This window comes from Bradyrhizobium huanghuaihaiense, assembly GCF_007830635.1.
Taxonomy (GTDB): domain Bacteria; phylum Pseudomonadota; class Alphaproteobacteria; order Rhizobiales; family Xanthobacteraceae; genus Bradyrhizobium; species Bradyrhizobium huanghuaihaiense.
In genome coordinates, this window is record NZ_VLLA01000038.1 from 22,492 (window position 1) to 44,287 (window position 21,796).

The 21,796-nt window shown below is 64.1% G+C and carries 21 protein-coding genes and 1 pseudogene; 3 read left to right on the forward strand and 19 right to left on the reverse strand.

Annotation, left to right across the window (positions count from 1 at the left end):
* Positions 1 to 44 precede the first annotated feature (44 nt).
* From IQ16_RS39985 to IQ16_RS40010, 6 genes and pseudogenes are all read right to left on the reverse strand, one after another.
* Positions 45 to 2,150: an adenylate/guanylate cyclase domain-containing protein gene (locus IQ16_RS39985; RefSeq protein ID WP_018644589.1), complete on the reverse strand. Its 2,106-nt coding sequence runs from the start codon at positions 2,148 to 2,150 to the stop codon at positions 45 to 47.
* Between the two features lie 21 nt (positions 2,151 to 2,171).
* Positions 2,172 to 3,188 carry a SphA family protein gene (locus IQ16_RS39990; protein ID WP_018644588.1) on the reverse strand — a complete coding sequence of 339 codons (1,017 nt, stop codon included), beginning with the start codon at positions 3,186 to 3,188 and terminating at the stop codon, positions 2,172 to 2,174.
* A 46-nt stretch (positions 3,189 to 3,234) separates the two neighbouring features.
* Positions 3,235 to 4,662 (reverse strand): DUF1254 domain-containing protein, encoded by a 1,428-nt coding sequence (locus tag IQ16_RS39995; RefSeq protein ID WP_035666917.1) that lies wholly within the window; start codon positions 4,660 to 4,662, stop codon positions 3,235 to 3,237.
* A gap of 17 nt (positions 4,663 to 4,679) precedes the next feature.
* A pseudogene (locus IQ16_RS40000) lies at positions 4,680 to 5,703 on the reverse strand (DUF1214 domain-containing protein).
* Positions 5,704 to 5,718: 15 nt separating this feature from the next.
* Positions 5,719 to 7,425: an arylsulfatase gene (locus IQ16_RS40005; protein WP_018644585.1), complete on the reverse strand. Its 1,707-nt coding sequence runs from the start codon at positions 7,423 to 7,425 to the stop codon at positions 5,719 to 5,721.
* A 9-nt stretch (positions 7,426 to 7,434) separates the two neighbouring features.
* A complete protein-coding gene (locus tag IQ16_RS40010) occupies positions 7,435 to 8,448 on the reverse strand; it encodes a formylglycine-generating enzyme family protein (protein ID WP_018644584.1) in 1,014 nt (337 codons plus the stop codon).
* Positions 8,449 to 8,957: 509 nt separating this feature from the next.
* Here IQ16_RS40010 and IQ16_RS40015 point away from each other — a divergent pair.
* Complete coding sequence (locus IQ16_RS40015; protein WP_018644583.1) at positions 8,958 to 9,965, forward strand: helix-turn-helix domain-containing protein; 1,008 nt, start codon at positions 8,958 to 8,960, stop codon at positions 9,963 to 9,965.
* Between the two features lie 73 nt (positions 9,966 to 10,038).
* Here the strand turns inward: IQ16_RS40015 and IQ16_RS40020 are convergent, their stop codons facing one another.
* From IQ16_RS40020 to rpoZ, 10 genes are all read right to left on the reverse strand, one after another.
* On the reverse strand, positions 10,039 to 10,308 hold the full coding sequence (locus tag IQ16_RS40020; RefSeq protein ID WP_018644582.1) for a hypothetical protein: 270 nt from the start codon (positions 10,306 to 10,308) through the stop codon (positions 10,039 to 10,041).
* 99 nt (positions 10,309 to 10,407) lie between these two features.
* Positions 10,408 to 11,160 (reverse strand): DNA repair protein RecO, encoded by a 753-nt coding sequence (gene recO, locus IQ16_RS40025; protein WP_018644581.1) that lies wholly within the window; start codon positions 11,158 to 11,160, stop codon positions 10,408 to 10,410.
* Between the two features lie 151 nt (positions 11,161 to 11,311).
* Positions 11,312 to 11,692 carry a hypothetical protein gene (locus IQ16_RS40030; protein ID WP_018644580.1) on the reverse strand — a complete coding sequence of 127 codons (381 nt, stop codon included), beginning with the start codon at positions 11,690 to 11,692 and terminating at the stop codon, positions 11,312 to 11,314.
* Positions 11,693 to 11,713: 21 nt separating this feature from the next.
* Positions 11,714 to 12,640, reverse strand: a complete 927-nt coding sequence (gene era / locus IQ16_RS40035; protein WP_018644579.1) for a GTPase Era — start codon at positions 12,638 to 12,640, stop codon at positions 11,714 to 11,716.
* A complete protein-coding gene (rnc, locus tag IQ16_RS40040; RefSeq protein ID WP_018644578.1) occupies positions 12,630 to 13,481 on the reverse strand; it encodes a ribonuclease III in 852 nt (283 codons plus the stop codon). The genes era and rnc overlap by 11 nt, the downstream gene beginning before the upstream one ends.
* Positions 13,478 to 14,242, reverse strand: coding sequence for a signal peptidase I (lepB, locus tag IQ16_RS40045; protein ID WP_018644577.1), 765 nt, complete (start codon positions 14,240 to 14,242; stop codon positions 13,478 to 13,480). The genes rnc and lepB overlap by 4 nt, the downstream gene beginning before the upstream one ends.
* A 249-nt stretch (positions 14,243 to 14,491) precedes the next feature.
* Positions 14,492 to 14,911 carry a holo-ACP synthase gene (gene acpS, locus IQ16_RS40050; RefSeq protein WP_018644576.1) on the reverse strand — a complete coding sequence of 140 codons (420 nt, stop codon included), beginning with the start codon at positions 14,909 to 14,911 and terminating at the stop codon, positions 14,492 to 14,494.
* Entirely contained in the window at positions 14,908 to 15,660 is a 753-nt protein-coding gene (locus IQ16_RS40055; protein WP_018644575.1) for a pyridoxine 5'-phosphate synthase, read from the reverse strand. Before IQ16_RS40055 ends, acpS begins: the two co-directional genes overlap by 4 nt.
* 45 nt (positions 15,661 to 15,705) lie before the next feature.
* The gene (locus tag IQ16_RS40060; protein WP_018644574.1) at positions 15,706 to 17,991 is read right to left on the reverse strand and encodes a RelA/SpoT family protein; all 2,286 of its coding nucleotides are present in this window, start codon (positions 17,989 to 17,991) and stop codon (positions 15,706 to 15,708) included.
* A gap of 208 nt (positions 17,992 to 18,199) precedes the next feature.
* Positions 18,200 to 18,592 carry a DNA-directed RNA polymerase subunit omega gene (rpoZ, locus tag IQ16_RS40065; protein ID WP_008133017.1) on the reverse strand — a complete coding sequence of 131 codons (393 nt, stop codon included), beginning with the start codon at positions 18,590 to 18,592 and terminating at the stop codon, positions 18,200 to 18,202.
* A gap of 330 nt (positions 18,593 to 18,922) precedes the next feature.
* Here rpoZ and IQ16_RS40070 point away from each other — a divergent pair, with 330 nt between their 5' ends.
* Positions 18,923 to 19,570, forward strand: coding sequence for a LabA-like NYN domain-containing protein (locus IQ16_RS40070; RefSeq protein ID WP_018644573.1), 648 nt, complete (start codon positions 18,923 to 18,925; stop codon positions 19,568 to 19,570).
* Positions 19,551 to 20,225 carry a uracil-DNA glycosylase gene (locus IQ16_RS40075; protein WP_018644572.1) on the forward strand — a complete coding sequence of 225 codons (675 nt, stop codon included), beginning with the start codon at positions 19,551 to 19,553 and terminating at the stop codon, positions 20,223 to 20,225. The genes IQ16_RS40070 and IQ16_RS40075 overlap by 20 nt, the downstream gene beginning before the upstream one ends.
* A 12-nt stretch (positions 20,226 to 20,237) precedes the next feature.
* On the opposite strand, the gene IQ16_RS40080 is transcribed toward IQ16_RS40075, so the two are convergent.
* From IQ16_RS40080 to mscL, 3 genes are all read right to left on the reverse strand, one after another.
* Complete coding sequence (locus IQ16_RS40080; RefSeq protein WP_018644571.1) at positions 20,238 to 20,819, reverse strand: peroxiredoxin; 582 nt, start codon at positions 20,817 to 20,819, stop codon at positions 20,238 to 20,240.
* 4 nt (positions 20,820 to 20,823) lie between these two features.
* The gene (smpB, locus tag IQ16_RS40085) at positions 20,824 to 21,297 is read right to left on the reverse strand and encodes an SsrA-binding protein SmpB (protein WP_018644570.1); all 474 of its coding nucleotides are present in this window, start codon (positions 21,295 to 21,297) and stop codon (positions 20,824 to 20,826) included.
* 72 nt (positions 21,298 to 21,369) lie between these two features.
* Positions 21,370 to 21,783: a large conductance mechanosensitive channel protein MscL gene (mscL, locus tag IQ16_RS40090; protein WP_026312235.1), complete on the reverse strand. Its 414-nt coding sequence runs from the start codon at positions 21,781 to 21,783 to the stop codon at positions 21,370 to 21,372.
* Between the last annotated feature and the right edge of the window lie 13 nt (positions 21,784 to 21,796).

The following is a 21,796-nucleotide window of genomic DNA, read 5'->3' on the forward strand; positions in this document are numbered from 1 at the left end:
CGCACCACGATGCAGCAACCGTCGGCGGCTGATGGCGCCGGCGCTCACGCCGCCTCCCCCGGGTTCTGGGCCGCCGCGCGGAGCCGCCGGGCGTGAAACTGCGCGATGCCGTCCGCGGGATAATCGACCAGGAAGCCGGCGAGCCGAACCCGAGTCGTCTCGCCCGCACCGTCCTTGGCAATCAGCACGAAAACCTCGTCCCAGCGTCGGCACATCGTGATCTCGGCCTCGCTCGCCTGCGCGCGTTCGCCACGCAGCTCGCTGACCTCGATCGCCTCGGCAAATCCCTTCGGCCTGATGCTGTCGACGCTCCGGAACAGGTACGCCTGCTCCGCACGGGCACGAACGGCCGCGCTGGCCAGCACGCGCGTGCCGTAGTTCTTGTTCAGCCCTTCCAGCCGCGAGGCCAGATTGATGGTGGCACCGAGCGCGGTGTAGTTCATCCGGTCGCTCGAGCCGATATTGCCGACCACGGCATCGCCGACGTGGAGGCCGAAGCGCGTGTCGTAGGGTGGCCAGCCCTCGCGCCGAAAGTCCCTGTTGAGCGCTTCATTGGCCACGACGCACGCCAGGACGGCGCGGCAGGCATTGACGGTGTGATCCGGGTCATCGGCGGGCGCATTCCAGAACGCCATCACGGCATCGCCGATATATTTGTCGATCGTGCCCTGGTGCCGCATGATCTCGTCCGACATCACGGCGAAGTAGCGCGAGGTGTGGATCATCACCTGCGACGGGTCGGCCCGTTCCGTCTTGGCGGTGAAATCGGCGACGTCGGTGAACAATACCGTCACCTCGCGCCTGGCGCCGCCGAGCCTGAGCGAGGAGCCGGTCTCGATCAGCTGCCGCACGATCTGGCGCGGGATGAAGCTGGCAAAACTGCGGACCACGCTGCGCATGGTGAACACCGAGCGACCGAGCTCCTCGATCTCGGTAATGACGGAATGAACACGCGGCCGCTCCGCGATCTCAAAGCGCTGGATCTCGTCGGTCTGCTGGACGATGTTGCGCAGCGGCCGGGCCATCAGCGATCCCAGCCAGAACGCGAACGGTAGCGTGGCGCCGACGAAGGCGAGCGCAAGCATGAACAGCGTGCGTCGCTCGCGGATGATCTGCGCGTAGAATTCGTCGAGCGGAGCGATCATCGCGAGGCGAACATTGGCGGAGCCCGTCGTTTCAAGCTTGTGGACCGCGGCGACATAGGTGCGCCCCGACGCGCCGGTGAAGAATTGCTGCGCCGGCCCGCCCTCGCGCCAGGAGCGGATGACCGGCACGAGGCCCGGCAGCTTGAGCGCGCCGACCTCCGGCAAGTCGTCCTTCCGCTCCGGAATCTCGGCCATCAGGCGGTTCATCTCGGGATGGCCAACGATCCGCTCGCTGCCGTCGAGCAGGAAGGCCTGTCCCGACTGCCCGAGCTTCTGCTCCGCCAACATGTCTTCGAATCGGTTGAGGAGCACGTCGCCGGCGACGACGCCGCGCCGTCCCTCCTTCAACGGCGTCCGCAGCGTGTAGCCGGGTTCGCCCGTGGCGTAGAAGACGTAAGGACCGGTGAGCAGCGTCTTGTCGTTCCTGAATGCCTCGACATACCAGGGCCGCTGACGCGGGTCGTAATCCCTGGGTCCGGCGACCTCGGCCACTTGGATGAGGTTCTCGGACAGATACTGAGTCACCGGTGCGGCTCCCGCCGTGCGCGAGATCACTACAAGGCGGAAGGCCGCATCCTGATCCACATTCAGGCTTGTCCTGAAAGCGGGCCTGGCGCGGTCGATCACGTCCATCTCGATGAATGAACCATCCTCATAGCCCACATAGAGATTGAAGAGCTGCGGATCGTTGCGCAGCATCGCCGCCATCAGGCTGTAGAGCCGCGAGTTATCGGCGATGTCAGCCTCCCGGATCGACGGCAGGCCGGACAGGATATCGAGACTGTCGCGAACATTCTTGAACTGCTCGTCGACGTGGTCCGCGCCCAGTTGAGCCACCTTCTCGATGAAGCTGCTGGCTGCCTTCTGCGTGATCACCGTCACGCGTTCGAAGCTGAGATAGACCAGTGTCAAGCCCACGATCAGCACGACGGAAACGAACACCGTGATGATCGATGTCTGGAAGCCGATGCTGAATGCGCGCTTTGTGGTTTGATCTCCCGCCATCGAGCGACGCCGGTGCCTCCCTCAGTACTTTCGAACGATGGGCTTCGTCGCCGCCGGCGCAGGCGCGGCCGGCGAGACCGAGAAGGTGACCCAGGTCGACCAGCTCTTCGGCCGGTTCTCGACCTCCAGGTCCTTGTAGCCACGGACATTGAGATAGCCCTGGTAGCCGTCGGACATCGGGATCATGAAACCGATCTGCGGCCCGATGCCGACAGCCCGCCCCCTGAAGCCGCCGAGCCTGGCACCGGGACCGCTGTCGTCGGTGAGCTGCTGGAAGAAATAGCCGGCGACGCCGATATGGACATTCTTGCTGACGAACTGGGACGCCGCCCAATCGACATGGAAGTCGATGCCGTTCTGGTACTGCAGGAACGGGTTCATGAAATTGTAGGTGAGCCCGCCGACGATCGAGAATTCATGCCCGGTCTTGAGGTCGAGATAGGTGTAGCCGGCTCCCGCATCGATCGCGGGGAAGCCGAAACTCAGGTTCGCGAGCCGGCTGGAATCGTAGGTGCCGCTCGGGATGTTGCCGGTGATGTAGACCATCTCGTTGTGCACGCCCTGGTTCCATTTCAGCGTGCCCTGGTAGAAGACGTCGGCCAGCGTCGTGCGGTTGTCGGTCGCGCTGCCCGAGATGGTGTTGCCTCGCGGACCTGTCAGCGTCGCGTCGATGCCGACGCCGATGTTTCCCGGTACGGTCAGCAGGGTGAAGCCAGCCTGGCCGCCGAGCACCGGCATCGGCGAGGTGTAGGTAATGCCCATGACGAGCGCGTCGGCATGGGCATTGAGGCCGGCGGTCACCGAGCCGGGGACGCCACCGCTGGTGACGAAGTTCTGCCCTCCTCCGGCCTTTTCCTGAAGGTGGATGTAGATGGTCGAATAGGCCCATCCCGGCGTCACGGGAACGGCGGCAAGGCTGCCGAAGATGCCCGGCAGCCAGAAGCTCACGCCGCCGGCGTCGGCCAGCGCAGGCTGGGCCGTGAAGGCCGCCAGCGCGAAAGCGGTTGCAAGCCCGGTCTTTCGAATGTGTCCCGACATTGTCGTGTCCCCTCGATCGCGTCATCCACCGGTCGCGCCTGGTTCTCTATTTCGTGGCCCCTCCAATCGTCGTGGCGATGCGCTCCACATCGGGCAGCTTCCAGCTATGGTCGAACAGCGGCTGCTCCGGACCGTAGAGACGGAACAGCAGCTCGAATTTTCGCACGGGATCGGTAGGCACCCAATTGGCTTCCTTGCCGGCCGGCGCCTTGGGGCCGAAATAGACGTCGACCGAACCGTCGGCGTTCTTCTCGATGCCCGGGCTGATCGAGGCGCGGCTGGCGCCCGGCATATTCCGCACCAGCGCGTGCGTCTCGCGGTCGTAGACCGTTGCCGACCAGTATTGCCTGACCGGCGCATTTGCCGGCACGGTCAGGCGATAGGTTGCGCTGCCCTTGAGGGGTTGGCCGTCCTTGTCCTTCGCCACCATCAGGTAGAACTGCGCGGTGCCGAGCCGCTTCACGCCGGTAAAGCCGAGCGTGTATGTCACCGCGCGCGCGTCGATCGGATAGGCATTCGGATCGGCGTACCCGCCGCTTGCCGCCTTCACCATCTCCGCCACAGCGGCCGGGAACCAGCGAATGCCCGGATTGATCACGGGAAATCCCGCGTCGTAGCGCTGCTCCAGCACTGCATGCGCCTCGCGCGCGGCCTGATCGAGCAGCGCAAGCGTCTTCTGGTCGGGATTGTACGGCTTGCCCTTCTCGATGCCGATGGTCGCGAGTTGGTCGATCATCGCGCGATCGCGATCGAGCCATGGCTCGTTCTGCACCACGCGGTCGAGGCTACGATAGAAACTCGCATCATAGGGAATCGTGGAGTCGAACAGGATGTCGTAGGCATCCGTGAAATTGGTCGGCGGCGGGCTCCTCGCCTGCGCGAGCGGATAGACCTTGATCTGCTTGCCGTAGGCGACCGACTTTGCGACGTCAGCATCGCCGTGACTTGCGAGATTGGAGCGCAGCAGCGCAAAGCCGCTGAAGGTGTCCGATTGAAGTGCAATGTGTCCGGCCGGCACCTCGCCCTTATAGCCGGGCGGCAGGATCAGGTATTTGCCGCCCTGCCCCTTGTCGGCGCCCTCGGGACCGGCGTCCTCCAGCGGCATCTGCCAGGCCGTGACGATATTGCCGGCGATCGAGCCGCCCTGCGCCGGCGGGATTTCGATCACGACCGGGCCGTCCTTCACGTTCCAGAACGACATCAGGTAGATCGCGTCCGGATTGGGCGTCAGCGTCTGGTTCTTCCAGTTCACTGGCCTCGACCAGTAGACGATCTCATTGACCTTCGCGCTGGTGGTCCTCAGCATGGCCTGAAGCATGAGCTCGGCATTGACGGCGGGCATGCCCCAGATCATTGCCTCGACGGCGCGGCGCTGGATGTTGCGTGCGGCAATGTCATCCGCCGACGGGCTCTGCGCCAGCACGCTCGCGGTCGCCAGCATCATCGCAACCAATCCGCCGACTGCCTGTCTCATGACGGCCTCCATGTTCGCTACGCTCCGCTTGCTGGCTTCGGCTCCGGGAATTTCCACTTGCCGTTCAGGATTTCGGGGCGCGGCCGGTAGAGCCGCACGGTGTAGTTCCATCCTTTCATGATCGGCAGGCAGTTCGGGATCTTGCCGTCGCAGCCGCCGAACTGGATCGCCGTCGAGCCGTCGGCCGATTTCGCCGCGGTCAGATTGTTGAGGGAGTAGGCGTTGTACGGGTTCTTCTCGAAATAGCCCTCGGCATTGTAGAGGCTGATCGACCAGAAGCCGTCGACAGGCACATTGCCGGGAACGACCAGCTTGTAGACCGTACTGCCGTCGTTCTTCTCGGGATTGAAGCTGAGATAGGTGGCTTCCTTGTCGGGATTGCCGCCCCACCCCGCGGCGGTTCCGATCAGATGTTTGATCGGATCGACCTGCTCCCTGGGGCCGAACGCATTCTTGAATCCGCCCGTCGTTGAGGCCAGCACGAGCAGGGCATCGCGCACCTTCTTCTGACTTGCGGCATCCCAGTTCGGAATCTCATTTGCCGGGGGATTTCTGGCTGATCCGGGTCGCATCCTGCAGGGCATGGACCTTCTCGATATCTCGGGGATCGCCGGGATCGACCAGCGTCCGCAGCGCGATCATCACATAGCGCGTGCCGACCTTGTTCTTGTCGACCGTGTAGCTGCCGGCACCGTATTCGACCTTGCCGACGACATAGTGATCCTCGTTGATCAGCTGCATTGACCGGAATCGCTTGCCTCCGTCCGGTAAATTGATCGTCGCGGGACCGGCATCGAGGTCGAGGATGACGGTCGAGTACAACGTGTCGCGGTTCGACCGGATCACCATCTGCTTGTCGATCTGGATCGGCTCGCGATGATGAAACAGCTTGCCGATACCGCCGGCATCCTTGACGCCGTTGCCGAGATAGAGGTCGGACTCCGCGCGGGCAAAATTATCGACCGTGACCGGAACGGGCGACTGCGCATATGCGGCCGCCGTGAGAACAAGCATCGAAGCCGCCAGCAACGCTCTCTTCATGTGTCCCCTCGCCCACTATTGCGTGACCTCGAAACTCCTCTGCATCTTCTCGACGATCTGATCGATGCTGAAGCTGGAGGGGCGCTGGCTCGGTGGGTAATCCTTGAAGCTGGCAAGGAACTGCGCGACGATCGGCTGCGAGGCGATGAAGATGCCCGCGCCGTCGGAAGCCAGCCAGTCCCAGTACGTGTTCGACGTGATGTCGGCTCGCTCATAGGGATCGGCACGAAGGTTGAAGAGCTTCGGCAGCCGCAGCTTGGTGAACGGCTCGGCCCAGATCTGCATCGTGCCTTTCTCTCGTTGCTCCTCGAACACGACCTTCCAGTTCTCGTAACGCGTGGCGACGAGATCACCGTCGTCGTTGAAATAGATGTATTCCTTGCGAGCGCTGCTCGGCTGCTGGCCGGTCAGAAAGGGCAGCTGGTTGTAGCCATCGAGGTGGACCTTGAAGGTCTTGCCGGCAGCCTGGTGGCCGGTGAGCAGCTTCTGCTTGATGTCGGGATCGCCCGCAGCCGCCAGCAGCGTCGGACACCAGTCCAGGCCGCTGACGATATCGTTGGAGACCGCGCCGGCCTGGATGCGGCCGGGCCAGCGGATCAGACACGGGACGCGAAATGCGCCTTCCCAGTTGGTGTTCTTCTCGCTCCGGAAAGGGGTCGTCCCGGCATCCGGCCACGTATTCTGATGCGGACCGTTGTCGGTGGTGTAGAGCACGATGGTGTCGTTGGCGATGCCGAGGTCATCCAGCGCTTTCAGGATCGTCCCGACGGTCGCGTCGTGCTCGATCATGCCGTCCGCATATTCCGTTCTCGAATTGAGGCCAGGCTTGTCTCTGTGTTCGGCCCTCACATGGGTGCGCAGATGCATGCGCGTCGAGTTGTACCAGCAGAAGAAGGGCTTGCCGGCCTGGACCTGCCGCTTGATGAAGTCGATGGCAGCGGCCGACGTCTCGTCGTCGATGGTTTCCATGCGCTTCTTGGTCAGCGCGCCCGTATCCTCGATGGTCTGCTTGCCGACCCTGCCCCAGCGCGGCTGCTCAGCAGAATCGTCGCGATCGCTGGCCTTGCAGCGAAGCACGCCGCGCGGGCCGAACTTCTCCCGGAAGGCGGGGTCCTGCGGATAGAACCGGTTCTCCGGATCTTCCTCGGCATTGAGATGATAGAGGTTGCCGAAGAATTCGTCGAAGCCATGCACGGTTGGCAGATATTCGTTGCGGTCACCGAGATGGTTCTTGCCGAACTGCCCGGTCGCATAGCCGAGCGGCTTCAGCAGTTCGGCGATGGTGACATCGCGTGCCTGCAATCCGACGGCAGCTCCGGGAATGCCGACCTTCGACAGTCCCGTCCGCAACGTGCACTGGCCGGTGATGAAGGACGAACGGCCCGCCGTGCAGCTCTGCTCGGCGTAATAGTCGGTGAACATCATCCCTTCCCGGGCGATACGATCGATGTTCGGTGTGCGATAGCCCATGACGCCGAAGGAATAGGCGGAGATGTTGGTTTGGCCGATGTCGTCGCCGAAGATCACGAGGATGTTCGGCTTGCGGCCGGGCGCCGCCGGTGCCGGTGATGTGGCAGGAGCGGCCTGCTGGGCCTGCGCCATTGCCTCGGATGTCAGTGCCGCGGCGGCGACGATCGAGGACGTTCCAAGCAGCAGACGTCTGCGATTGAGCGGTTGGTCAGCCCGAGACTGGTTGTTGTTGTTCTCCAATTCGGTACTCATCCGACACTCCTATGCTGCGGCTGTTCCTTCTTGCTCGTGGTGAACCCCAAGCGGTGACCGCACCACGCAGCGGAAGCCGACATGGCTGGTCGAGGTATCGACCGGCTCGGCATGCCGCGCGGCCGGGCGGTAGCGGCGACAGTAATTTGGCGCGCAGAGGTGGGAGCCACCCTTCAAGACTTTGCGCGGGATGCGGACGTCGGGTTGACATGGATCAAAGCTCGCGTCCTCCCGGCCGCCACGCGGATTCCTGGGAATGCAGCAGGGCTTCGCCGCTTCGGCCTGATGCCGCGACGACCACCAGTCCGAGGTCCACTCCCAGACATTGCCGATCATGTCATAGAGGCCGTAACCGTTCGGCGGGAAGGCCATGACCGGCGAGGTACGCTTGAACCCATCCTCGCCGAGGTTCTGGACAGGGAAGTTTCCCTGCCAGATGTTGGCCATGTGCCTGCCGCCCGGCATCAGCGCATCACCCCAGGCAAACTCCTCGCCGTCGAGGCCGCCGCGTGCAGCGAACTCCCACTCCGCTTCCGTCGGCAGGTCCTTGCCCGCCCAGCGCGCATAGGCGGTCGCGTCATTGTAGGAGACGTGGACGACCGGGTGGTCGTCGAGCCCTTTGATATTGCTGCCGGGGCCGTAGGGATGGCGCCAATTCGCGCCGCGCATGAAGGACCACCACTGGCTCCAGTCGGCAAGATCCGTGATGCGCGGCAGCGGCGAGAACACCAGCGAGCCGGCGTAGAGCATTTCCCTGAGCGCGCCGGGATAGTCCTTGGGATCGGGGACGACCTGCGCCTCCGTCACATGGCCGGTGGCGTTGACGAACTCCTTGAACTGCCGGTTGGTCACCGGCGTGCGGTCGATCCAGAAACCGTCGACGCAGACACGATGGCTCGGCGCTTCCTCGGGATAGTGGTGATCGGATCCCATACGGAAGGTGCCGCCGGGAATGAAGACCATCTCGCCGGTCTTCATGTCATCCGGCAACCACTCGCAGCGATCGAGATCGGCCCGCAGCATGATGGAAACTCCGATACGCGCAGTCCACCGGTGCTATGATACGGACTTCGGCAGGCGCCGATGACGGCAGATTGCCCGGCGCATTGGACGCATTGTCTGATCCCCCTCTTCCTGGCGCTGAGGGCGGGAGATGCAGATCGCGAGTTGCGTCAACATCTCTCCCGTTCTTGCGCACACGCGTTCCGAGCATGCGGCAGCACGCTGCCCCTTCCGCGCCGCGATCCGCAGCGCGCTTTCGATTCATATCGTTTAGGTTGCAAATGGTATCTGAATATCCGACGACTGTGATGTGCAGATTGTGCCAGCACATCGCAGTGATGGCCGGGATCGAGCGACACCGCGTCGCAGATCCGCTTAATTGACAGCACCATTGCCCGATTCATCGCGTCGAATTCGACGATCATTCGCCTCAAAACGCGAACTCAATTCACAGCACCTCTTCGCGTTGTGGTGGTATTTCGCTTGTCGTCTGCCGCACAAATGTCGCGCTTCAAGACAAGTGTACGACCATGGTGGGGTCTCTTCTGGTTGATTCGCGAAAGCTCGACGGTTTCGAGGGTCTACACCAGGCCGTGCACGGCTCTCACGTCGACGTCATGCAGCTCGGACGCGGGCGGCTACGCGGGACATTGTCCCATGTCGGCATCGGCGATTTCTCGCTCAGCATCGGCGCCTTCAACATCGGAATGCGCACGCAGCGCATTTCCAGCGACGACAAGCTCATCATCGGGATGCTGCTGGCGGCCGAGCGGCGCGTTGCCCATTGGTCCTTCGACATGCAGCTCAACGACGTGCTGGTGATTCCGCCGCTGCTCGAGCATGACGGCGTCTTTCACGGCGCATCCGCCTACGCAGCCATGCGCTTCGACCTCGATGAGGTGGCGTCGCTGTTCGGCGGAGAGGCGCGTCTGAGCGATCCCGACACATGGCGCAAGCGCGGTCACTTCCGGGCGGATCTCGCAACCGGCGCATTGGCCTCGCGTCGCCTGATCCGGATCATGTCCCATCTGGCCTCGCACAAGGACGGCCTGACGCCGTCGACAGCCGATTTCTGGAAACGATCGATCGTCGAATGCATGGCTGCCAACGTGATGTCGTCGCTGCCGCCCGACGACTCCGGCAGACTTCCGTCAGCGAGGCGGCTGATCCGCAAAGTCGAGGAGTATCTCGACCAGGCCGGCACGCGCCCGGTGCATGTTTCGGAAATATGCGCCGCGTTCATGGTGTCACGACGTACTCTGCATCGCGCGTTTCAAGAGGTGTTCGGGCTCGGCCCGGTCACCTTCCTGCGCCATAAGCGCCTGTGCACCATTCACTCCATCTTGCGGGAAAGCAGGCCGGGTACGACCACCGTGGCGGCGGTCGCGATGCAGCAGGGCTTTTACGAGCTCGGGCGCTTCTCGCAATATTACTCGATGATGTTCGGGGAGCGTCCCTCGCAAACCCTGGGAGTCACATCATTCCCTCTCTCGGACGACGAGCACGCCCAAGCAGGCTCCATCCTCTCGGAGGGATGAAACGACGAGCGGATCTCGCGCGGCGTTGTCCCGTGCAGCCCGGTTCAGGATCAAACGGTTCCTAGCGGGCGGGCTACTGCCCGGCCCAGCCGGCGGTCACAGTCTGGGTCTTTGCCTGTGCCGGGGTGTTGGTCAGGCAGCGGCGGGCCGTCTCGATCTCGGCCTCCGTCGCGCCATGGGCGCGCGCCCATGTCTCTGCGGCCGCCGCGGAATATTTCGCCACATAGTACCGCACGACCGTGCAGGAGGCGCGGCGAAACAGACCGGGTTGCGGTTCGCCAGCCATCGCGTCCGGCGCAAAGGCAAACAGCGCCGCCGACAGCGCAAATCCTCTGATCAACATTTAGGCTGTCCCCGTTGTGGAACCCAGGCGCCAACGCGATCACGCCGATTTCGTTCCCGGGAACTCCATGCGCTCAGGCAGGGCAGAGCCGCGGTTCCCTCATGGCCCTGAAATCACCGCCCTCGCCTGCTGCCGCATCAGCGCGTTGATGAAGCCGGCCCGCGCATCGGAATGGCCCTGCCCGCGCGGCTCCAGCACGTGGCGCAGCAGGAACAGGCCGGTCAGCCGGAAGCCATCCTGGAGATCCTGCTCGGTGAGTTCGCTCGCGGTTTCGCCGTGCCGCAGGAACGGCGGCAGCCGCAGCAGCCGGTCGCGCCACGGCTCGCCCGCGCCGCGCGACACCGCCCCGCCTGATTTGGGCGAGACGTAGATCAGGTCCGTGGTCTCGCCGGTCACCGCACAATTTTCCAGCGCGAGCCCGAAGCCGAGCTCGGCGAGCATCGCCAGCTCGAAGTGGATGAGATGCACCGCCGCGCTGCCGATGTCGTCGAAATCATCGAGCGAATGCTCGAGCAGCGCAAAGATCTCCTCGTGCGGATCGCGCTCCGGCAGGAGCCGCGCGATCGAGGCGAGATGGGTGACGCCGTAGACCCCATGGGACGATCCCAGCAGCGTGGCCGCGCGCAGCTTCAGCCCCTCGATGGCGTAGGTGCCGAGATGCTCGTCGAGCCGAGCCCGCCACACCGCGCTGACGCTGTTGCCAGGCTGCAGCAGCGGCCGCAGTCGCGAGCTGGCGCCACCGCGTACGAGGCCGAGATGCCGGCCATGCGCGCGCGTCAACAGCTCGACGATGGCGCTGCTCTCGCCATGCCGCCGCACGCCCAGCACGATGCCTTCGTCGGTCCATTCCATGGGAGGAAGTCTAGCGGATTCCAGTCAGGAGCGCAGCGTTCCATCCACTGTCATTCCGGGGCGATGCGACGCATCGAACCCGGAATCTCGAGATTCTCAGGTGCGCAATTGCGCACCCTAGTTCGCCTCTCCGAGGCGCCCCGGAATGACGCTAGGCATTGAACCAGCCCTGCGCGTCGCCGGTGAAGGAGAAATACAGACCCATCGTCGTCAGCACGCAGGAGACGATCTCGATGGCACTGTCGAGCTCCATGCCCTTCTCGCCGATGATCTGGCCGAGCGAGATCACCGACAGCACGAGCGCTGCCGCCAGCACCCAGCGCGGCCAATTCTTGCGCCAACGCGCAGCCAGCCAGACGAAATAGACGAGGAGCAGGATCATGCCGCCGGCGAGCAGGGTCGCCGTCATGATCATCTGCCCGGTCATCTCGGCATTCGGCGTGCGGTCCTGCACGGCAACCGAGACGGCATCCAGCATCAACGATGCATAGAGCAGCGCTTCGAAGCGCTGGACGTTGGCAGGTACGCTCATCGGATGCCGATCTATTCTTGGTTATTCTTTGGGGAAGTCGAGGCCCATCTCGCGGTAGCGGTCGGGATCGTCACCCCAGTTCTCGCGCACCTTGACGAACAGGAACAGATGCACCGGCACATCCAGGATCTGCATCAGCTCCTTGCGCGAGTCCGCGCCGATCGACTTGATGGTGGCGCCGCCCTTGCCGAGCACGATCTTGCGCTGGCTTTCGCGCTCGACGAAGATCGTCTGCTCGATCCGCACCGAATGATCCTTGCGCTCCTCCCATTTGTCGGTCTCGACCGTGGACTGGTAGGGCAATTCCTGGTGCAGCTTCTGATAGATCTTCTCGCGGGTGATCTCGGCCGCCAGCTGCCGCATCGGCGCGTCCGACATCTGGTCCTCGGGATAGAGGAACGGGCCCGGCGGCACCATCTCGGCGAGCGTCGTGCGGATGTCGTCGACGCCGTCGCCCGAGATGGCCGCGATCATGAAGGTCTTGGCGAACTTCATGCGCTCGTTGGCGGCCTGCGCCAGCGCCAGCAGCTTCTCGCGCTGGACCAGGTCGACCTTGTTGATGACGAGGATCTTCTCGTGGTTGACGCTGGCCGCCTTGGCGAGGATCGCCTCGGCCTCCTCGTCGATCCCGGTCTTGGCATCGAGCAGCACGCAGACGAGGTCGGCGTCGTGCGCCCCGCTCCAGGCGGTCGAGACCATGGCGCGGTCGAGCCGGCGCTTGGGCAGGAAGATGCCGGGCGTGTCGACCAGGATGATCTGCGCGTTGTTCTCGATCACGATGCCGCGGATCAGCGCGCGCGTGGTCTGCACCTTGCGCGAGACGATCGTGACCTTGGCCCCGACCAGCGCGTTGACCAGCGTGGACTTGCCGACATTGGGCGCGCCGATCAGCGCGACGAAGCCGCAGCGCGTCGCGGCAGGCGCCTCGCCGCTTGCTTCAGCCGTCATTGCCGCCGCCAACGCCTTCACGTTCGATCATCACTGAAGCTGCCACCTTCTCTGCCGCGCGCTTGCTGCCGCCGATGCCTTCGGCCGGCGCGAGGCCCGGCAGGTCGACGGCGACGCGGAATTGCGGATCGTGATGCGGGCCGGTGCGCTCGACCTCGCGGTAAACCGGCGTCGGCAGGCCCTTGCCCTGCGCCCATTCCTGCAGCACGGTCTTGGGATCGCGCAACGGACGCCGCGGCTTGTGCATGCGCTCGGTCCAGTTGCGCCTGACGAACTCGGCCGCTGCCGCATGACCGCCGTCCAGGAAGATGGCGCCGATCACGGCCTCGCAGATGTCGCCGAGGATGGATTTGCGTAAGCGCGCATCGGCGCTGGAGCCGACCGAACCGAGCTTGATGTCGTCGAGCAGGCCGAGCGACTTGGCAACGTCCGCGCAGCTCTCCTTGCGCACGAGCTCGGCGAGGCGCTTGGACAGCTCGCCCTCATCGGCGTTCGGGAAGGCATGATAGAGCATGTCGGACACGACCAGACCGAGGACGTGGTCGCCGAGGAATTCGAGCCGCTGATAGCTGTCGCCGCGCTTGCGCCCGGACTTCAGCGCCGAGACATGCGTGATCGCTTGCATGAGGAGATTCGGGTCAGTGAAGCCGTGGCCGATGCGCGCCTCGAGCGCGGCATTTGCGTCCGCCGCCTTGGCCTTGCTGCTCCGCGCCCGCTTCTTCTTTGCAGGCGTCTTTGTGTCAGGAGTCTTGGTCGCAAGCGTCTTGGCGGCAGCTTCGCCGTCAGGGACGGCTTGCGCGTCGATCGGTTGGGTCGCGATGTCCTTGGCTTCGTCTTTCATCGGACGATTTTGAAGAAGCGATTCCAGCGCACCGCCCACGGCCAGCGCCAGAACATCCAGGCATGTTCGCCTTCGGCGATCGAGAAGAAGATCATCTGGGCGCGACCGATCAAATTCTCCTGCGGTACGTAGCCGACCTGGCCGAGGAAGCGGCTGTCGGTCGAGTTGTCGCGGTTGTCGCCCATCATGAAGAAATGGCCGGCCGGCACGGTGTAGACGTTGGTGTTGTCCATGTAGCCGTTGTCGGCGCAATCGAGCGTCTCGTAGGACACGCCGTTCGGCAGCGTCTCCTTCCAGCGCTTCACCCGGGAGATGCCCCCGCCCTCGGAGCCGCACGGATCCTCGCCGACATATTCGCTCATCCGCTGCCGCTCGACCGGGGTGTCGTTGATGTAGAGCAGCCCGTCCCGCATCTGGACGCGGTCGCCGGGAAGGCCGATCACACGCTTGATGTAATCGGTCGAGTCGTCCTTGGGCAGGCGGAACACGACGATGTCGCCGCGGTTCGGGTCCGAGCCCCAGATCCGTCCCGAGAACAGCGGCGGCGAGAACGGGATCGAATAGTGGCTATAGCCGTAGGAATATTTCGAGACGAAGAGATAGTCGCCGACCAGCAGCGTCGCCTTCATCGAGCCCGAGGGAATGTTGAACGGCTGGAACAGGAAGGTGCGGATCACGAGCGCGATCAGGAGAGCATGGATCACGACACGGATCGTTTCGCCGACGCCGCTCTCAGTTTTCGTTCCCGAAGTCACGCTCATTGCTCTCTCAATTCCAGCCGGCGATCACAGAGCGCCCTCCTCCCGCGAACGGCCCATCGCTTCGCGGCGCAAGGAGATTGTCCTGATTCTGATAATGAGGGCCAATTCCGGCGTAAAGCCGAATTCGCCCAGCCTGATTTGCGTCGGCGGACTTTTAGACGGTTGTCGGGAGCCACGCAATCAAGGATCGCATCGAAACTGCATAAGATATTGATTTTTAATGGGAATTATAAAATGACCGCTCAACTTTCAGGGCTTGGCCAGCGGAACGGCGGAAATGATGACGAAGGCCTGGGCGAGCGGCCAATCGTCGGTGATCGACACATCGATCCGTGCCTCGAATCCCTCTGGGGTCAGGGCCTGGAGCCGGGTCAGGGCCCCGCCCGTGAGCTCCATGGTCGGCCGCCCCCCCGGCAGGTTGACCACCCCCATGTCGCGCCACCAGACGCCGCGCCTGATGCCGGTGCCGAGCGCCTTGGAGCAGGCCTCCTTGGCGGCGAAGCGCTTGGCATAGGTCGCCACCACCATCTTCTCGTTTTTGGCCCGCCGCTCCGCCTTGGCCCGCTCGGCCGCGGTGAAGATACGGTCCAGAAAACGCTCGCCATGGCGCTCGATCACCTTGGCGACGCGGGTGATGTCGATCAGGTCGGAGCCGATGCCGATGATCATGCCCGGCTCCGGCCGCGGTCCATCGCCGCCCGCATGCTGCGCACCGTCTCGGCAAGGCCCACGAACAGCGCTTCGCCGATCATGTAGTAGCCGATGTTCAGTTCCATGATCTCCGGCAGCGCTGCGATCGTCTCCGCCGTCGCGTAGTCGAGCCCGTGGCCGGCATGAACCTCCAGCCCCGCGGCCTTCGCCAGCTTCGCCCCCGCCACGATCCGTTGCCATTCGGCCGCGGCCTTGTCGGCGTGGCCGTCGACGACGGCATCGCACCAGGCGCCGGTATGGATCTCGATCACGGGCGCGCGCAGCCGCGCCGCCATCTCGATCTGCGCGGGGTCGGCGGCGATGAACAGCGAGACGCGGATGCCGGCATCGCTCAGCCGCGCGATATAGGGTGCGAGCGCATTGTGCTGCCCGACGACATCCAACCCGCCTTCGGTCGTCACCTCCTGGCGCCGCTCCGGCACCAGGCACACCGCGTGCGGCTTGGTGGCCAGCGAGATCCGCATCATGTCGTCGGTCGCCGCCATCTCGAAATTCAGCGGCTTGGAGATTTCCGCCTTCAGCCGCGCCATGTCCTCGTCGCGGATGTGCCGGCGATCCTCGCGCAAGTGAGCCGTGATGCCGTCGGCGCCGGCCTCGATGGCCAGCAGCGCAGCGCGCACCGGATCGGGATGGCGGCCGCCGCGCGCGTTACGCACGGTTGCGACGTGATCGATATTGACGCCGAGGCGGAGCGGAGTTGCGGGCATTTCAGGACTCACGAAATCAGAGAGACGGACGCATGCGAGATGCGTCTATCCATTAACACGTTCGACGCGGGCGACGACCGCCTTGGCGCGCAACTGGGCGAGGATGGCGCTCAGGTGCTTGAGATCGTAGACTTCGAGGTCGATCGTCGTCTCGGTGAAATCGGGCGAACGGCGCTGCATGCTGATGTTGTCGATGTTGCCGTCGTGCTCGGCGATCACGGTCGCGATCTGCGCCAGCGCGCCGGGCTCGTTGACGTTCTCGACCCTGATGCGGGCCGGGAAGCGCTGCGGCGCGGTGTCCTCGATGTCCCAGCGCACGTCCAGCCAGCGCTCCGGCTCCTCTTCGAAATCCTTCAGGGCCGGCGCCTGGATCGGATAGATCGTGATGCCCTCGCCCGGGGTGACGATGCCGACGATGCGGTCGCCGGGCACCGCGCCGCCATTCGGCGCGAACTTCACCGGCAGGTCGGAATTGATGCCGCGGATCGGGATCGCGACCGGGCTGCGCGGCGGCTCGGCCGACTTCTCCTTGAGCTTGGCGGCCAGGCCCTTCTTGATGCCGTAGCGGGCGACGCGTTCCTCCTTGTAGTCGGGATACATCGCGCGCGCGACGTGGGACGCCTTGATCTCGCCGCGGCCCACGGCCGCCATGACGTCCTCGATCGAGGTGCGCGCAAGCCGCGGCAGCGCGCCCTTGAGCTTGTCGTCGGCGTATTCGATCTTGGCACGCTCGAACAGGCGCTCGACGATGCGCCGGCCGAGGCCGACATATTGGTCGCGCACCGCGGTGCGCGTGGCGCGGCGGATCGCGGCGCGCGCCTTGCCGGTGACCGCGAGCGTCTCCCAGGCGGATGGCGGCGCGGACTGCGCCTCGGAGGTCAGCACCTCGACCTCGTCGCCGTTCTGCAGCTCCGAGGACAGCGGCGAGAACTTGCCGTTGATCTTGCAGCCGACCGCGCTGTTGCCGACGTCGGTATGTACGGCATAGGCGAAGTCGATCACGTTGGCATGGCGCGGCAGCGCGATCAGCTTGCCCTTTGGGGTGAAGCAGAACACCTGGTCGTGGAACAGCTCGAGCTTGGTGTGCTCGAGGAATTCCTCGGGATTGGCGCTCTCCGACAGGATGCCGACGGTGTGGCGCAGCCAGGCAAACGCGTTGGATTCACGCTTGAGGAATTCGGTCGGCGAGCCCGTGCCTTCCTTGTAGAACACGTGCGCGGCGATGCCGCGCTCGGCGATCTGATCCATCTCCTCGGTGCGGATCTGGAGCTCGGCGCGCTGGTTGCCCGGACCGATCACGGTGGTGTGGATCGAGCGGTAGTCGTTCTGCTTCGGCGTCGAGATGTAGTCCTTGAAGCGGCCCGGCACGACCGGCCAGGTGGTGTGAACGATGCCGAGCGCGCGATAGCAAGCCTCGACGTCGTTCACGACGACGCGAAAGCCGAAGATATCCGACAATTGCTCGAAGCCGACCGACTTGCGCTCCATCTTGGTCCAGATCGAGAATGGCTTCTTGCGGCGGCCGTAGACCCGCGCGCCCAGGCCCCGGTGGCGCAGATTGTTGGAGAGCTGGTCCTCGATCTCGCCGATCAGGTTGCGGTTGCGCTCGGCGAGCGCATCGAGCCGCTGCATCACCACCGAATAAGCCTCGGGGTCGAGGGTGCGGAAAGACAGATCCTCCAGCTCCTCGCGCATTTCCTGCATACCCATGCGGCCCGCGAGCGGCGCATAGATGTCGAGCGTCTCCTCCGCGATGCGCCGGCGCGATTCCGTCGGCACGAATTCCAGCGTGCGCATGTTGTGCAGACGGTCGGCAAGCTTGACCAGCAGCACGCGGACATCGTCGGCAATCGCCAGCAACAATTTGCGCAGGTTCTCGGCCTGCTTGGCCTCGCGCGAGACCAGCTCCAGCCGCTTCAGCTTGGTCAGCCCCTCGACCAGCGCGCCGATCTCGGGCCCGAAGATCTGGTCGATCTCGGCCCGCGTCGCTTCGGTGTCCTCGATCGTGTCGTGCAGCAGCGCAGCCACGATGGTGGCGTCATCGAGCTTCAGGTCGGTGAGAATCGCCGCCACTTCGAGCGGGTGCGAAAAATACGGATCGCCCGAGGCCCGCGTCTGCGAGCCGTGCGCCTTCATGGCGTAGACATAGGCGCGGTTCAGCAGATCTTCGTTGGTGTTGGGATTGTAGGACCTGACGCGCTCGACGAGGTCATATTGACGCATCATGCGCGCGCGCGGCTTTGCCGGGCGCACCACCGGCGCAGTCGGGGCCATGGCAACCGATTCGGTTGCGGCCTGCATCTGCGTTAATCTCCGGCGCCGATATACCATGCCGTCCTGCCTTTAAACGGGCCGTGAGGCTGCCCGTTGTATACATCTTAGCTCCGTCCGCGCGCGCGTCAGTTCAATTCGATGACAGGTTCGCAGCGCCAACCGACAACACTATGGTAACCACGAAAACGCCAACAAAAGCAAAGGCCCGAACAACGGTTCGGGCCTTTGATATGATCACAAGAAGTCGACGATTGCGACGGGACGATTACTCGTCCTCCTCGGGCTGCTCTTCCGGCGGCGCGAGCCCTTCGAGGCCCTTCAGGAGCTCCTCTTCGGTCATGCGCTCAACGGCAACTTCGGTATCGTCCGCATCGACGCTGGCGCCGGCGGAACCGATCAGCGGCACCGTATCCGGCTCGGGCTCGTCGACCTCGACGAACTTCTGGAGCGAGTGCACCAGCTCCTCTCGGAGGTCCTCCGGCGAGATGGTCGTGTCGGCAATTTCACGCAAAGACACAACAGGGTTCTTGTCGTTATCGCGGTCAACCGTTAGTTGTGAACCTGACGAAATCATGCGGGCGCGGTGGGCGGCCAGCAGGACCAGGTCAAACCGGTTGTCGACCTTGTCGATACAATCTTCTACGGTGACGCGAGCCATGGACTGTCGCTCCGTTGTGGGTGGGACGAAATATGTGGATGATTGGGGCTAGTTATAGGGGCCAAGGCGATTTCGCAAGGCCAATTTGTGATTTGGCCTCGCCAAATGGCTCTGGTACCCCCACATTAGGGCTGGGATGGGTGATTTCCCGGGCTGCCAGCAAGGGCGGCGCCGGGCATATGAGAGTCCGCCATAACTATACCTTGATTGCCCCGACTTCTCCGGATTTGCGGATTCGACGGGATTAGGCGCCACCTTGGGACTGCGCGACCGGCTGCCCCCGCGCCAACAATAAACGATCAATCACGACACACTACGCGAGCAAACTGAATGTCACCTTCTCCTACCAACAAGATCGCGCTCTTCATCGACGGGGCCAATCTCTACGCGACGGCGAAAACCCTGGGCTTCGACATCGACTACAAGCGCCTGCTGAAGGAGTTTCAGAGCCGCGGGACGCTGCTCCGGGCGTTCTACTACACCGCCATCATCGAGGATCAGGAATACTCCTCCATCCGCCCACTGATCGACTGGCTGGACTACAACGGCTACACCGTCGTCACCAAGGCGACCAAGGAGTTCATCGACGCTTCCGGCCGCCGCAAGGTCAAGGGCAATATGGACATCGAGCTGGCCGTCGACGCCATGGAGCTCGCCGAGCACATCGACCAGATGGTGCTGTTCTCCGGTGACGGCGACTTCCGCTCCCTGGTCGAGGCCGTCCAGCGCCGCGGCGTACGGGTCACCGTGGTCTCCACCATCGCCAGCCAGCCGCCGATGATCGCCGACGAGCTGCGCCGCCAGGCCGACGTCTTCACCGACCTCGTCGAGCTGCAATCCAAGCTCGGCCGCGACCCGTCCGAACGCCCCGCCCCGCGCGACCGCGGCGAGCGTGGTGAGGGACGCCACCACGCCCCGCAGTTCCTCCAGCGCGCGACCACCATGGCGCCGAGGGGCGATGACGACTTCGAGGAGTGAGGCGGCACGGTCAAGCCGCCAGCCCCCCACCCTCGTCCCCGACCGTGACTGTCCGCTCTGCCCGCGCCTGGTCGCCTTTCGCCAGGCGAACCGCGCGCGCGAGCCGTTGTGGCACAACGCCCCGGTCCCACCCTTCGGCGACATCACGGCGCGCCTCCTGATCGTTGGCCTCGCGCCGGGCATGCAGGGCGCCAACCGCACCGGCCGCCCGTTCACCGGCGACTATGCCGGCGACCTGCTCTATGCCACGCTGCTCGAATACGGCTTTGCCAAGGGGACCTATCAGGCGCGGCCCGACGACGGCTTGAGGCTGGTCGACTGCCGCATCGCCAATGCGGTGCATTGCGTGCCGCCGCAGAACAAGCCGCTGCCGGCCGAGATCAACACCTGCCGCCAGTTCCTCGTCGCCAATCTCGAGACGATGCCGAAGCTGCGCGCCATCGTCGCGCTCGGGCGGATTGCGCACGACAGCGTGCTCAAGCCGCTGAAGCTGAAGGCCTCGCAGGCCCCCTTCGGCCATGGCGCGGTGCATCAGGCCGGCCCGTTCAAGCTGTACGACAGCTATCATTGCTCGCGTTACAACACGAACACCGGCGTGCTGACCGCCGACATGTTCCGGTCGGTGTTCGCGAGGATCAAGGCCGACCTCGCCTAGGTCTTGCCCTGGTCAGCCCTTGGCCGGATTGGCCTTCAGCCAGTCCAGGACGTCGCCGGCATTCCGGTCGGGCGGAAACACCGGATAGAACACATGCGTGATCCTGGCATCGTCGATGATCAGCGCAAGGCGTTTGATCAGCGTCAGGCCCGCGACCTCCATGGTCGGCAAGTTCAGCGCGCGCGTGAGCACCAGCTTCTCGTCCGACAGCACGGGGAACGGCAGATGCAGCCGCGAGGCCATCTCGGTCTGGTATTCGTTGCTCTGGGTCGAGAGGCCGAACACGTGGGCGGCGCCGGCGGCCTTCAGCTCGGCAAACAGATCGCGGAACGCGCAAGTCTGCGGCGTGCAGCCGCGCGCACCCGGGATCATGTCCCAATCGTCCACCAGCGCGATCTTGCCCGGCTCGCCGGTCCGCGGATAGGCGAACACCACGGTCCGGCCATTGAGCGCCGACAGCGTCACCGACCTGTCGTCGGTCGCGACCAGCCTGACCGGAGGCAGCGTCAAGCCTTTGAGATGCGCTGCACCGCCATCGTCGGTGGGCGCGGGAATCTGACTCCAATCGACCTCGAGCAGGTTCCGCTGGTTCATCGCACTATCCCCTCGCCCGCAGCAGCCGGCCCTTCTCACGGCTCCAGTCGCGCTTCTTCTCGCTCTCGCGCTTGTCGTGCAGCTTCTTGCCCTTGGCGACCGCGAGCTGCAATTTGGCGCGACCCCGCTCGTTGAAGTAAAGCTTGAGCGGGATCAGCGTCATGCCCTCGCGATCGACCGCGCCCATCAGCTTGTTGATCTGCCGGCGATGCAGCAGCAGCTTGCGCGGCCGCTTCGGCTCGTGATTGAAGCGGTTGCCCTGGAGATATTCGGGGATCGTGGCGTTGATCAGCCAGATCTCGCCGTCCTTGGAGTCGGCGTAGGATTCGGCGATCGTGCTCTTGCCGTTGCGGATCGACTTGACCTCGGTGCCGGTGAGCGCAATGCCCGCCTCGATCGTATCCTCGATCGCATAGTTGAAGCGGGCCTTGCGATTCTCCGCCATGACCTTGATTGGACGTTCGTTCTTGTCGGCCATGACCTACAAAACCTGGCAAAAAACCTGATCGAGATACGCAGCGATGCTAACAGTTTGGACGAAGCGCGCGCGTCACTTCTTGAGGAGATCGCGGATCTCGGTGAGCAGCACGACCTCTGCCGACGGCTTCGCCGGCTCGGCGGGCGCCGCCTCCTCCTTCCGCTTCAGCGTGTTCATGGCGCGGATCACCAGGAACAGCACGAAGGCGATGATGACGAAGTTGATCGTCAGCGTCAGGAAGCTACCGTAAGCAAGCACTGCGCCTTGCTTTTTCGCATCCGCCAAGTTGGTGGCGGTAACCGCCTTCGACAAGGGGATGAAGTAGTTCGAGAAGTCGAGCCCGCCGGTCGCGGCGCCGATGATCGGCATGATGACGTCACCGACCAGCGAGGTGACGATGGCGCCGAAGGCCGCACCGATGATGACGCCGACCGCGAGGTCGACGACATTGCCCTTCATGGCGAACTCGCGGAACTCCTTGAGCATCCGCATGCCCTTT

Coding starts and splice junctions, on each gene's coding strand:
- IQ16_RS39985 (WP_018644589.1), bottom strand. CDS start 2,150: ATGGCGGGAGATCAAACCACAAAGCGCGCATTCAGCATCGGCTTCCAG.
- IQ16_RS39990 (WP_018644588.1), bottom strand. CDS start 3,188: ATGTCGGGACACATTCGAAAGACCGGGCTTGCAACCGCTTTCGCGCTG.
- IQ16_RS39995 (WP_035666917.1), bottom strand. CDS start 4,662: ATGAGACAGGCAGTCGGCGGATTGGTTGCGATGATGCTGGCGACCGCG.
- IQ16_RS40005 (WP_018644585.1), bottom strand. CDS start 7,425: ATGAGTACCGAATTGGAGAACAACAACAACCAGTCTCGGGCTGACCAA.
- IQ16_RS40010 (WP_018644584.1), bottom strand. CDS start 8,448: ATGCTGCGGGCCGATCTCGATCGCTGCGAGTGGTTGCCGGATGACATG.
- IQ16_RS40015 (WP_018644583.1), top strand. CDS start 8,958: ATGGTGGGGTCTCTTCTGGTTGATTCGCGAAAGCTCGACGGTTTCGAG.
- IQ16_RS40020 (WP_018644582.1), bottom strand. CDS start 10,308: ATGTTGATCAGAGGATTTGCGCTGTCGGCGGCGCTGTTTGCCTTTGCG.
- recO (WP_018644581.1), bottom strand. CDS start 11,160: ATGGAATGGACCGACGAAGGCATCGTGCTGGGCGTGCGGCGGCATGGC.
- IQ16_RS40030 (WP_018644580.1), bottom strand. CDS start 11,692: ATGAGCGTACCTGCCAACGTCCAGCGCTTCGAAGCGCTGCTCTATGCA.
- era (WP_018644579.1), bottom strand. CDS start 12,640: ATGACGGCTGAAGCAAGCGGCGAGGCGCCTGCCGCGACGCGCTGCGGC.
- rnc (WP_018644578.1), bottom strand. CDS start 13,481: ATGAAAGACGAAGCCAAGGACATCGCGACCCAACCGATCGACGCGCAA.
- lepB (WP_018644577.1), bottom strand. CDS start 14,242: ATGAGCGTGACTTCGGGAACGAAAACTGAGAGCGGCGTCGGCGAAACG.
- acpS (WP_018644576.1), bottom strand. CDS start 14,911: ATGATCATCGGCATCGGCTCCGACCTGATCGACATCACCCGCGTCGCC.
- IQ16_RS40055 (WP_018644575.1), bottom strand. CDS start 15,660: ATGCCCGCAACTCCGCTCCGCCTCGGCGTCAATATCGATCACGTCGCA.
- IQ16_RS40060 (WP_018644574.1), bottom strand. CDS start 17,991: ATGGTATATCGGCGCCGGAGATTAACGCAGATGCAGGCCGCAACCGAA.
- rpoZ (WP_008133017.1), bottom strand. CDS start 18,592: ATGGCTCGCGTCACCGTAGAAGATTGTATCGACAAGGTCGACAACCGG.
- IQ16_RS40070 (WP_018644573.1), top strand. CDS start 18,923: ATGTCACCTTCTCCTACCAACAAGATCGCGCTCTTCATCGACGGGGCC.
- IQ16_RS40075 (WP_018644572.1), top strand. CDS start 19,551: ATGACGACTTCGAGGAGTGAGGCGGCACGGTCAAGCCGCCAGCCCCCC.
- IQ16_RS40080 (WP_018644571.1), bottom strand. CDS start 20,819: ATGAACCAGCGGAACCTGCTCGAGGTCGATTGGAGTCAGATTCCCGCG.
- smpB (WP_018644570.1), bottom strand. CDS start 21,297: ATGGCCGACAAGAACGAACGTCCAATCAAGGTCATGGCGGAGAATCGC.
- mscL (WP_026312235.1), bottom strand. CDS start 21,783: ATGCTCAAGGAGTTCCGCGAGTTCGCCATGAAGGGCAATGTCGTCGAC.